The following is an 11,476-nucleotide window of genomic DNA, read 5'->3' on the forward strand; positions in this document are numbered from 1 at the left end:
ACATTCTATCATGCTTACCTTTTAAATTCAACTAAAAACTCAATATTCCACGTTCATCATACACACTTCCTTCATCGCTTTGATGACGAATACAACGGTCCAGTCCCATAATGAGTGCTACAATACCATCAATCTTCTCGACTGACTTTTCCTTATCAGGCTTGATATTGCCAGCAGGGTCTTGTCTCATGACTACGTTTTGTCCCATCCATTTCAGAACTGGATGCCCACCATGTTGAATCTTGCCTTCCATCATAAGTTTATAGAGTTCCTTTGATGGTGGACTCATATCCTTGTATCCCTGACCGAAAGGCACCATGGTCAAGCCCATTCCTTCTAGATTCTGAACCATTTGTGTCGCATTCCAACGGTCATAGGCGATTTCCTTGATATGATAGATTTCCGATAAGTCTTCAATAAACTTTTCGATAAAACCATAGTGAACGACATTACCCTCTGTAGTTTTGATGTATCCCTGACATTCCCAAACATCATATAGAACATGGTCACGTCGACATCTAAGCTCCAATGTATCCTCAGGTAGCCAGAAAAATGGCAGAACGATATAATTCTCCTCTTCAAATCTAGGAGGGAACACCAAGACAAAAGTCGTTATATCTGATGTACTAGAAAGGTCTAAACCAGCATAACAGCTACGCCCTTTGAGGCTATCATATTGAATAGGATCATTTCCCTTCGCATAAACATGTTCTGGAATCCAAGCAACACTTGAACTTGTCCACATATTTAGACGGAGCTGCTTAAAGACATTCTCTTCTGCAGGATTATCAAGTGCTTGTTGGTAGGCTTCTCTAACACGGTCAATCCCAATAGTATGCCCTAGTGAAGGGTTGGCTCTTCTCCAGTTTTCTTCATCATTCCAATCATCTTCATCAGATAAACCATAAACCACCGGATAGAAAGAAGTGTCCTTCTTTCTACCATTCAGAATATCCAATGCTTTAGTATGCAATTCATAACAGATGGAGTTCCTATCCGTTCCAGCTGTTGTGATAATAAAAAAGAGGGGTTGTTCCCTTGCGTCTCCTGACCCCTTGGTTAAGACATCATACAAATGACGATTAGGCTGAGCGTGGATTTCATCAAAGACCAAGCCAGATACGTTTAGTCCATGCTTTGTCCCAGTCTCTGCTGAAAGAACTTGGTAAAACCCAGCGTTAGAATAATTTACAATACGCTTGGTAGCACCCATTATCTTTGAACGCTTTTCCAAGGGGCGACTCATCTGCACCATCTGCTTGGCCACATCAAATACGATTGATGCTTGGTTTCGGTCACAAGCGGCACCATAAACTTCCGCACTGGCTTCATTATCCGCATATAGTAGATAAAGAGCGATAGCCGCTGCTAGCTCAGACTTACCATTCTTCTTTGGAATTTCTATGTAGGCTGTTAGGAATTGGCGATTGCCATCTTCCTTGACAATCCCAAATAGATCACGAACAATCTGTTCCTGCCAAGGCAACAAATCAAATCGCTTTCCTGCCCACTTGCCTTTGGTATGGGAGAGGTTATTGATAAATGTTACTGCCCTATCAGCCTTTACCTTATCATAGTGTGAGGTTGGAAGCATGAATGGACTTGGTTCATAATGATAGCTCATAAAATTCCTCCTAACAAATCTTCCATTTCATCACCAGTACCAACTTCCGAATCCATCGTCGCTAAACGGTTACGTGCTGATGGTGTTAAACCAAATTGTTCACAGAATTTAAGCATGATTTTTAAGTTAGTCTGGCTGATAGAGACTTGAGGGACTTGTTGCAGATAACCATTCGGGGTTTTGATAATGGAGCCATGCTTGGTAAGAAACTCTTCCGCCTCTTTCCAGCGTGCGTAAGCTTGACAATATCCTGCAAATGCAGTCATGTCCATTTCGGTTAATATTCCCATTTGTTCGAGAATTTTTCCCATCCTTTTCCACTCCTTCTTTGCATCATCTTCAAGCCACTGTGGGCAACGTGGGGCTTTTTGTTTGGGTTTGACTTCATTCGTAGGAAGTGGTCGCTTACCAGGATTTCCCTCAAGTATTTTCATATTCGTTGGCTTTGGTTTTCGCCCCCTGATTGCCACAATCTCACCTCCTTTAGAGTAAGAAAAAAGAACTCAATTCGAGTTCCTTCCTAAAGTTCATTAAAGTTATCAAGAACAGCCTGACAAACTGTTCTATCAATATCGTCCATGTTATCTATTTCATTCCCATATCTATATTGGTAGATATATTCACCATCACGTTTTATTGTCAGAATTCTAATCCAAGCACCGTCTATATTTCTCGGGTCAGTTGTATCTTCACGGAGAAATTCACAAACGTAATGCCTATCACCAACCGTTCGAGTCATTATTTCCCACATCTTACTTTACCTTTTCCACGATATCTATTCCATATAAAACATTCAGGCAACTGCCATTTTCCCACTTAACTAAGAGTGAGCCAATGTCATCCACTCCAATAACTGTACCAAGTGTTCCTTTAGGAACTGGATGTGGATCATCCATTTTTACTAATCTAACCTTTGTACCAACCGGATAGATTGTCTTTAGGTTATTGAAAATTTTTGTGTCCATATTATTCTCCAAACATATCGAATGCCCACTTGACAGCGTGACCGAGATCCGTAACAATTATTGATTCCTTGTATATGCGATTAAGTCGGCATTCAAATAGTTCAAATTCTTCAAGGCTATCAATGATTTCGTAAATCTCAACTACTGTTTCTTTGTCTCCTTTGGATGCAACGATAACCCATTCCTTGTAAGGAATGATGCTTGCGGTTGTTGGGTAGAGTTCATATAGTTTTTCAAGTGTTGTTGTCATGGTTTTGTTCCCCTCTTCTTTTCTTGTGTACATATTAACTCTAAAGGAGACTTATAACCAGTCATTTATAGATTATTTTGACGATATTTTCGACTATTTTTCACTTCCTAGAATGGCACATCCAATAGCATAGACAACTGTTACCGTCACGCCATTTCCAGCTTGTTTATACAGTTGGGCATCGGAGTTTACTGCTTGGGCTTTCTCGAATAAATCATCCGAAAAACCTTGTAGTCGAAAACATTCTCTAGGGGTTAAACGTCTAATTTTCACCACTCGATCATTCCAAACCACAGCACCCATTTGACCACCGCAGGATAGGTTATGGGCGATTCCTTTCCCAACTCTTGCTCGTCTCGTTGGAGAGTTGGGATAAGATAAATCCACTGAATCACCTACCTCAGCAACTTGATAACCTTGCTTCGTACCATTTCTGACCTTGATACCTTCAAGAATGCCATGGCGGTCTTGAGAGGTCAATGTGAACATTGGCTCATCCTGTTCCTTGAGCCTGCGTCCATTTTGCCGCTTGTTGATTCGATTTGGTGTCAGAATGGGTTGAATTTCGAGTACTCCAGAATTCATAGCCGTCCGCTTTGTAGCTCCAGCAGTATATCGTGCAGTGATACAACGTGCCTCATCTGTCAACTTTGGTTCTGTCAAAGATTGGTCAATCAAATAAAGACCAGTCTTAGCTCCCAGTCCACCACCCGCACCAACAAGGGTTGTGGCAATTCCACTAGGGTCGTAGACACGATAGCTTTGCATACCACCTACAAGTTGCTTAAGATGGCTACCGCTTTCTCCGCTGATAGGTAGTACTTTTCGTCGACCTCTACTTCTAAGATGTCCGATAGTGTAGATGCGTTCTCGATTTTGGGGAACTCCGTAGTCTTTTGAATTGAACACTTGCCACTCAAGGTCGTACCCTGCTTCATCCAGGATAGAGAGATAGTCGAGATAATCTCGTCCCCCGCCACTTGATAAAAGTCCCTTAACATTTTCAAGGAGTATCCACTCGGGTTTATCTTCTTCCTCTTGGCTTTGGATGATGTCAACAAATGTAAAAAAGAGTCCACTTCGCTCACCGTATAGGCCTGCTCGCTTTCCTGCGATAGACACATTTTGACAAGGGCTTCCCGCACACCAGAGATCTGCTTTTGGAAGTTGTGTTGGATCAATGCTTGTGATGTCGTCATGAAACCATTCTCCTTTCGTGTCGTACATTGCTTCGTAAGATTTTCTTGCAAACTTATCCTTTTCACAGTAACCGATACATTTGAAACCAGCTAATTCCAAACCACGACGAAAACCACCCACTCCTGCAAAGAAATCAAGAAAGGTTAGGCTCATACCGTCTCCTCCATCATTGAATAGGCTTCATCAAAGGTCAAAGTCTGTCCATCACGCAATACCGTCACGTTGTCGTTTCCTGTTGACTCTATATAACGTTTGACAATGACATCCACAAACTTCTCATCCAACTCAATGCCGTAACAAACCCTTCCAGTTTGGTCTGCGGCCATTAGGGTCGAACCAGAACCAAGAAATGGATCTAGGACAAGCGTTCCTCGCATCGATGAATTTTGAATAGGATAGGCCATGAGCGGAATCGGTTTCATCGTTGGGTGGTCTTTACTAGATTTTGGACGGTCATATTCCCAAATGGTTGTTTGTTTACGGTCACTGAACCATTGATGTTTTCCCTTTTGTTTCCAGCCATAAAGACAGTTATGAGTAACAATTCCATCTGCAATATAATGTTCATATTTTTCAACAGCAAGAGAATAAACAGGTCCACTGAATCCTTTTGTAAGAACCTCATCAATTACGCCCCAGTAAAAATTTTCTCTCGTTTCCTTTTCATAAGTTTTTGGAATTGGAACTTGCATAATTTGAGGGATCAGATTACAAGCATTGATGCGAGCAGTTACTCGTTTACTAAATGCCTCATGTCCATTTCCTTTGTGAATGAGTGGGTATTTGATATTTCGACCATAGTCAACAAGCAAACGTCTAGCATTATCTAATTGAATTTGGCTATCCAAGTTATCATAAATCATATCGACATGATGAGATGTGCGTTGAGTTTCTTTCTTTGGAAGTCCTCTATCCATTTCCCAATGAGTATAAGGAATACCGTACTTGAGGGCTAATAACTGTTCGTGGCACTGGGCTGTTACTTTATCATCAAATACATCAATGACCCAAGCCTCTTCACCTTTCTCTCCACGAAGTCTCGTTTTCAAACCAAATCCCCTCGAGTTATAGAGTTCAGTAATCCCTACACGCCAACGGTCTCCTTTACGCATAAGATAGGTACAATAATTGTTTTTTGTTGATTCATTAAAACGAACCGAAAACTGATGGTTATCCGTAGCCCACGTTATTTTATTTCCAATTTTTATACCGTATAAGGTGCCATTATAATATCGAGAAGCTGTTTTTATCTCATAGCCACCATTACGCATCCCCAGAATTGTTCCTGAATAGGAATTGTAACTAATGACCCTATCACCATCCTTTAAGTCTTCTATTGGAACGGGACCATTTATAGTTTGAACAATCGTACCTGCTGGCTGACATGGTTCATGTTGCCACTGATAGGGACTACGTCCAAGAACTAAGGAGTTCTTCTTCCAAATGCAACACCCACTGAGGTAGAATCCCGCCTCTTTAAATGCCTTTCGGAAGTTCAGTCCTTCTGTATCCGCATGGAATACATAGATTGAACCATCAGACTCCATATGTTTTTCTACTTGAGTGAACATATCAAAAAGAAACTGGTAAAAGTCACTATCAGGCATATTGTCATTGAGAATCTTTCCAGCTGTTTCTTCTACATCAACATTATAGGGAGGGTCTGTCACAACCAAATTTGCCTTTTTATCACCTAAAAGTTGGTCATAAGTTTCAGCTTTCGTAGAGTCTCCACAAATCACTCGATGCTTACCAAGTTGCCAAATGTCCCCTCGTTTTGAAAAGGTGGGTTTCTTCAATTCCTCTTCAACATCAAAGTCATCATCTGATAGGTCTTTATCATGAACATTCGACAGGATATCGTCAATTTCTGGTGGTTCAAAACCAGTCAGGTCGAGATTGAAATCCGATTCCTGTAAATCCAAAAGCAAGTCCGCCAAAAGTTGGTCGTCCCATTGACCGGTGATTTTGTTAAGGGCAATGTTCAGTGCCTTTTCATCTTCTTTGGATAAATCGACAATGACACATTTGGCGGTTTCATAGTCTAAGTCCTTCAATACAGTTAATCGTTGATGGCCACCAATTACCGTCAAGTCTTTATTGACGATGATGGGGTCAACGTAGCCAAACTTGAGTAGACTTTGCTTAATCTTTTCATACTCCTTATCACCCTTTTTAAGTTTTTTTCGAGGATTGTAGGAGGCTGGGTGTAATTCAGACAATCGAATTTCTCTAATTTCCATTGTTGGTTGGCTTGTCATTGGTTTCTCCTTTATAAAAGCGTGATTGAATGTAACACGAATGGCTACAAAATTTCCTATTTGGATTGGCATAAGATAAAAATGACCTGCCACATTGCTGGCAAGTCAAATCTTCATATGCAGTTTTTGATTTGTCGTGTTCGTCAGAATGAGTGGCCCACCAGACTTTACGACATTTATCCGAACAGAACTTCTTTGGTCTTCCTATTTTATGAATTTTAAGTGTTTGATAACACTGTGGGCAACGGAGTCCGTCATTCTGGTCGGCTTTTGCCATTTGCTTTGTCGCCGCTCCATGACCAAGCAATGCTGGATTTCGTTTACAGTATTTTTTAACAGAATCTCTAGACAGTCCTGTAGCCTTACCGATTAAGCCATAGCCAAGACCTTCTGCTCGCATTTTCCAGATTTGTTTGCGTTGACTTTCGTCCATTTGTTTTCCTTTCCAGCAAAAAAGGACTAAAAACAACTATTTTCTACATTGTTTCTAGCCTTTTTCACTATTTTATTACCAAAATGACATACTTGGGAACGCTACATCCCCACATTAGAAACGTGATAACGGTGGGAAGGAACGTCAAAATGAAGCGATTTTAATGTACCCGCTTGCGAATTTTGCGAAATTGCACGTTTGAGGGGGCGTCGGTCTTAGTCTCCCAAGGGTTTAGAGATTCCATCCCCCCTCCCCCAAAGGGTTAAAAATTGGATACTATTGTAACGAAACTCCAAGACTAAAATCGATACGTATACTCCACATATCGGTCAGTCGTCATGGTCTTCCTATCATGACAAGACTTACAAAGTGCTTGCCAGTTTGATTGATTCCAAAAGAGTTCTTGGTCACCTCGGTGGGGTGTGATATGGTCAACCACTGTTGCTTTGGTTAATCGACCTTTGACTTTACATTCAACACAGAGTGGATGAACTTTTAAGTAACGAAGTCGTGCTTTATTCCACTGGGCATTGTATCCTTTGGCTTTGGTTGACTTGGAATCCAGTTGGTGGTTTGCTTTATGGTTCTCACAATACTTCTGACCATATGATACTAAGTTAGGACAACCATTTTGTTTACAAGGTATGCTTGGTCTTCGTGGCATTTTACTTCTCCCAAGGTAGATAGTCTTTCGTGAAATGTCCAAAGCAAGTTGTCTCGGTGTAGTCTACATCCAAGAGATGAAGTTTCTTAATGATACCTCCTGGTGTTAAATCATACCGCTCACGAATCATTCCTTCCAGTTGTTGTGTGGTGTAGCGACTGGTTCCAAAGGTTTCTACGTAAACCGACACAGGTTCTGCAACTCCAATGGCATAGGCAAGCTGAACTTCACAACGTTTGGCATAGCCTTCACGAACAATATCCTTGGCAATCTTTCGTGCCATGTATGCGGCTGAGCGGTCAACCTTGCTTGGGTCTTTTCCAGAGAAAGCACCTCCACCATGATGTGCGAAACCACCGTAGGTATCCGCCACAATCTTACGTCCAGTCACTCCTGCATCCGCAAATGAGCCACCAAGAACAAATCGACCAGTTGGATTGACTAGAACGTTGAAATCTAGATTCTGACGGTAACGAAGAGCTACAGCCATCATAGCTTCAGTCACAATTCGTTTCACTTTGGCAAGGTCAGCCGTTTCGGTATGTTGGATGGAAACTAAAAATGTATCAATTCGATTCTTCTCATAGTCGTAGGATACCTGTGCTTTTGCATCCTTTCCAAGTAAGGGGTGACCGAGTGACATCAGTTTCTCAAGGACTCGAGTTGCTAAGACATAAGGAAGTGGCAGGTACTCAGGTGTTTCATCTGTCGCATAACCAAACATCATTCCTTGGTCACCAGCACCACCATTATCAACACCTTGGGCAATATCAGAACTTTGGAGTCCAAGTAGGTTAGTTACCCGAACATTCTTCAAACCAAGTGGCTCGACAACCTGGCGTACAATGTCCTCGAGATTAAAGAAATGTCTTGTCGAAATTTCACCAGCTACTACAATATGGTTATCCTTGATTAAGGTCTCAACTGCCACTCGACTTGATTTGTCATACTTTAGACACTCCGTCAAAATGGCATCTGAAATCTGGTCACAGATTTTATCTGGGTGTCCAACCGACACTTGTTCACTAGTAATAATCATAATTCCTCCACGCAAAAAGCCCAACCCTTGGGCTAGGCTTTGGTTTATTTTACTGATTGACGGCCTGCTTCGTAGGCTCTCTCCAATGCTCTTTTGATTCCCCAAACCGAAACATCGTAGAAATCGAGGTTGTCGCTCCAACGTTTTTCCAAGGTTTCTACAAAAAGTTCTTCTTTTGCAATTTCTGTCAAAAGGGCATTGAGTTTTTCATGTTGGCGTTTTGTCATGGTATTGTTCTCCTCTTCTTTTGTTGTGTACATATTAACTCTAAAAAGGAGATATATCCAGTCATTTCTGCATAAAATTAAAGATATTTTAAACAGTTAAAACCAGCAAAACCGCCTCAAGAATGGCTTCACGTTCTTCTGTTTCAGGATAGAGTTCCCATCCTCTGTCGTAAGAAACGATTGTTTCTTCAGCTACTTCAATATCTAATTTGAAAACACATCCAAGGTCAATTCCAACTTCTGAAGGTTGGGGACTAACCTTGGCAATGTAATCCACTTTTTGTCCTTGATAATCAATCCGTCCGTCAGTCCACATGGTTATTCTCCTTTGGTTTTTCTAGGTGTATATTACCCTATCAGCCAAAGAATATCCAGTCATTTGAGGGAGATTTTTATCTTTTTTGACATCTTAAGTATATCACAGGTCTAGGTTGAAAATCAGTACTAAACCAGTACAAATTTAGTGCTAATTTAGTACCAATTTAGTGCACTCAACCATCACTAGATAGGGATGTGATAATCTTCCACCTTAAGTTCAAGACTTTTTGAAGTCCAACGATAACACTTGCGTAATTGTTTTAGAATCTTACGCCTACGATAAGCAAGTGTTGAATGACTGATTTCATAAATCTCTTCTAGTTCAGTCCAACTCTTGCCTAAGTAAATTAAATCCTTGGCTAATGGCTTCAAATCCTCAGGTATTAGCTCCATAACGAACTCAAAGTAGTAAAGATCCATTTTTAAGCAGTAGTAGGTATTAAGCAAACTACTGAGGTACTCTTGATTTTCTTGTTCTTGTTTTTCTCTAAAACTAAGAGAAATCAGCTCACTACGACCATGGTTTTTACTTTTCTTGACCTTTTCATGCTCTGACTTCTCAAATACCAGTGACTGAATCACACTATTCTCTGAGATAGGTCGATAGTTGAGCAATTTCTCCTGAACTAAATGTAACTTCATTTTCATGTCACGATAGTTTTTAGCTATATATTCCACCTTATCCATCTGTTCCTCCTACTTGTGCTTTAACAGCTTCAATCAGCCGTTCTTGTTGTGCATCTTTGTTTTCTAGTGCCTTGAGAATTTCCTCATCAATCGTTCCTTCAGTCACAATGTGTTGAATAACAACTGTCTCAGCCTCCTGGCCTTGACGCCAAAGTCGTGCATTTGTTTGTTGGTATAGTTCCAATGACCACGTTAAACCAAACCAGACCAAGTGGTGACCGCCTTTTTGGAGGTTCAACCCATGACCAGCTCCAGCTGGATGAAGTAAGCCAACTGGGACATTTCCCTTGTTCCATTCACGAATATCTTCTTCTGTTTTCAACACCCGACTCTTTACATTGAGTTTTTCTAAACGACCCAGAATCCGAGCTAAGTCATGTTTGAACCAATAAGCAACTAAGACAGGCTCTCCATTTGCGGATTCAAGGATATCTTCAAGGGCATCTAGTTTCTGTTCATGTAATGCCACAACCGTATGATCATCAGAATATACGGCTCCATTGGACAACTGAACTAATTTGTTCGTAAGACTTGCTGCATTGGCAGCAGTTACTTCTAATCCATCCAACTCTGATAAAACATACTCTTTCTTAAACTGACTGTACTTTTCTTTTTCCTTTTCTGACATACGCACCAGCTTCTTGGTTGAAATCAAATCAGGCATATCTAGATAATCTAGAGCCTTCATGGAAATGGTAATATCACTAATCTTGTCCTGAATTTGACACTCCGCATAATCCATAGGGATGTATTCATAAACAATGTTTCCATTGCGACGACCTTCTTCAAAGTAGCGACTACGAAACTCACCAATGAATCGACCAAGACGTTCTCCTCCGTCAATGACTTTAAACTCAGCGAACAAGTCCATTAGTCCGTTTGAACTAGGTGTTCCAGTCAAACCAACGATACGTTTCATGTAAGGACGCATTGCCATGAAAGCTTTGAAGCGTTTGGACTGCCAAGACTTGAAAGAACTCAATTCATCAATCACTACCATATCCCACTTAAAATAGGGACTACATTGTTCCACCAACCAAGGGAGGTTTTCACGATTGACGATATAGATGTCCGCATCTTTCTGAAGAGCTACTTTTCGTTGCTTGGATGTCCCCACGATTTTCGAATACCGTAAGTGACGCAACTCCGCCCACTGCTCAATCTCGTCACTCCAGACCGTATTTGCGACTCGAAGTGGGGCAATAACCAAAACCTTTGTGACCTCAAATCGGTCAAACATCAGCTCATTTACTGCAGACAAGGTTGTTGCCGTCTTCCCCATCCCCATGTCTAAAATGACTGCTGCATTGGGGTGACTTATGATGAAGTCCTTGGCGACTACTTGATAGTTATGTAATGTCAATTTCATCTAGCACATCTCCAATCATCTCAATGTGGTCAAGAACATAAACCTTAAAACCTAACCGCTCAAACAGTTTATGCCTTGACACTTGTAACTTCCTTGGCTTTTGGTCAGGAGACTTCACTTCCACCAAGCCAAACTTGCCCTTGGGTAAAAACACTAGCCTGTCTGGTACACCAGAAAAAGATGGAGATACCCATTTAGGACAAATCCCTCCACGCTTTTTCACTTCACTCACTAACTTCTGTTCTACAATTTTTTCTCGCATAATAAATCCTCTCGTCAAAACATCGCCAAGGAAAAAGTGTATCTCACGATAGTCAGTTACATTACTTTCCTATATCTCTTTTATCTTTTTTATTTTTTCTTATATCTAAGTTATAGAAAAGACCTACTAAACCTGCACTTTAAATCTTCCTATGGCAACTTTTGTATGTGACATTCT

General features: G+C 40.9%; 14 protein-coding genes and 3 pseudogenes. All 17 read right to left on the bottom strand.

All coding sequences use genetic code 11. The features are described 5' to 3' along the window. Positions 1-31: 31 nt before the first annotated feature. Positions 32-1,624, bottom strand: coding sequence for a terminase large subunit (locus tag ACEE44_RS04470; protein ID WP_184495626.1), 1,593 nt, complete (start codon positions 1,622-1,624; stop codon positions 32-34). After that, a complete protein-coding gene (locus ACEE44_RS04475) occupies positions 1,621-2,094 on the bottom strand; it encodes a phage terminase small subunit P27 family (protein WP_018374773.1) in 474 nt (157 codons plus the stop codon). The genes ACEE44_RS04470 and ACEE44_RS04475 overlap by 4 nt, the downstream gene beginning before the upstream one ends. Positions 2,095-2,144: 50 nt before the next feature. Further along, positions 2,145-2,375, bottom strand: a complete 231-nt coding sequence (locus ACEE44_RS04480; RefSeq protein WP_018374774.1) for a hypothetical protein — start codon at positions 2,373-2,375, stop codon at positions 2,145-2,147. Between the two features lies 1 nt (position 2,376). Next, entirely contained in the window at positions 2,377-2,589 is a 213-nt protein-coding gene (locus tag ACEE44_RS04485; RefSeq protein ID WP_024399324.1) for a DUF4314 domain-containing protein, read from the bottom strand. Between the two features lies 1 nt (position 2,590). Next, positions 2,591-2,839 (bottom strand): Nmad4 family putative nucleotide modification protein, encoded by a 249-nt coding sequence (locus ACEE44_RS04490; protein WP_024399323.1) that lies wholly within the window; start codon positions 2,837-2,839, stop codon positions 2,591-2,593. 93 nt (positions 2,840-2,932) lie between these two features. After that, positions 2,933-4,192 (bottom strand): DNA cytosine methyltransferase, encoded by a 1,260-nt coding sequence (locus ACEE44_RS04495; RefSeq protein WP_449171409.1) that lies wholly within the window; start codon positions 4,190-4,192, stop codon positions 2,933-2,935. Further along, a pseudogene (locus tag ACEE44_RS04500) lies at positions 4,189-4,569 on the bottom strand (DNA-methyltransferase); the annotation flags it as partial. The pseudogene ACEE44_RS04500 and the gene ACEE44_RS04495, both read right to left, overlap by 4 nt. A 27-nt stretch (positions 4,570-4,596) precedes the next feature. Further along, a pseudogene (locus ACEE44_RS04505) lies at positions 4,597-5,310 on the bottom strand (hypothetical protein); the annotation flags it as partial. A 111-nt stretch (positions 5,311-5,421) separates the two neighbouring features. Then, positions 5,422-6,300, bottom strand: a pseudogene (locus ACEE44_RS04510) (DNA methyltransferase); the annotation flags it as partial. Continuing rightward, the gene (locus ACEE44_RS04515) at positions 6,272-6,733 is read right to left on the bottom strand and encodes a hypothetical protein (RefSeq protein WP_014638126.1); all 462 of its coding nucleotides are present in this window, start codon (positions 6,731-6,733) and stop codon (positions 6,272-6,274) included. The gene ACEE44_RS04515 and the pseudogene ACEE44_RS04510, both read right to left, overlap by 29 nt. A 298-nt stretch (positions 6,734-7,031) precedes the next feature. Continuing rightward, positions 7,032-7,397: an HNH endonuclease gene (locus tag ACEE44_RS04520; protein WP_449171410.1), complete on the bottom strand. Its 366-nt coding sequence runs from the start codon at positions 7,395-7,397 to the stop codon at positions 7,032-7,034. A 1-nt stretch (position 7,398) separates the two neighbouring features. Continuing rightward, positions 7,399-8,436 carry a methionine adenosyltransferase gene (metK, locus tag ACEE44_RS04525; RefSeq protein ID WP_449171411.1) on the bottom strand — a complete coding sequence of 346 codons (1,038 nt, stop codon included), beginning with the start codon at positions 8,434-8,436 and terminating at the stop codon, positions 7,399-7,401. Between the two features lie 44 nt (positions 8,437-8,480). Continuing rightward, positions 8,481-8,663 carry a DUF6900 domain-containing protein gene (locus ACEE44_RS04530; RefSeq protein WP_044688783.1) on the bottom strand — a complete coding sequence of 61 codons (183 nt, stop codon included), beginning with the start codon at positions 8,661-8,663 and terminating at the stop codon, positions 8,481-8,483. A gap of 88 nt (positions 8,664-8,751) precedes the next feature. Beyond that, positions 8,752-8,979, bottom strand: coding sequence for a DUF7678 domain-containing protein (locus tag ACEE44_RS04535; protein WP_024418908.1), 228 nt, complete (start codon positions 8,977-8,979; stop codon positions 8,752-8,754). A 185-nt stretch (positions 8,980-9,164) separates the two neighbouring features. Next, positions 9,165-9,668, bottom strand: a complete 504-nt coding sequence (locus ACEE44_RS04540; RefSeq protein ID WP_000361943.1) for a hypothetical protein — start codon at positions 9,666-9,668, stop codon at positions 9,165-9,167. Continuing rightward, positions 9,661-11,037, bottom strand: a complete 1,377-nt coding sequence (locus ACEE44_RS04545; RefSeq protein ID WP_449171412.1) for an SNF2-related protein — start codon at positions 11,035-11,037, stop codon at positions 9,661-9,663. The genes ACEE44_RS04540 and ACEE44_RS04545 overlap by 8 nt, the downstream gene beginning before the upstream one ends. Beyond that, positions 11,018-11,299 carry a VRR-NUC domain-containing protein gene (locus ACEE44_RS04550; protein ID WP_172020957.1) on the bottom strand — a complete coding sequence of 94 codons (282 nt, stop codon included), beginning with the start codon at positions 11,297-11,299 and terminating at the stop codon, positions 11,018-11,020. Before ACEE44_RS04550 ends, ACEE44_RS04545 begins: the two co-directional genes overlap by 20 nt. Positions 11,300-11,476 lie beyond the last annotated feature (177 nt).

This window comes from Streptococcus sp. 32226D021BW (assembly GCF_053545015.1).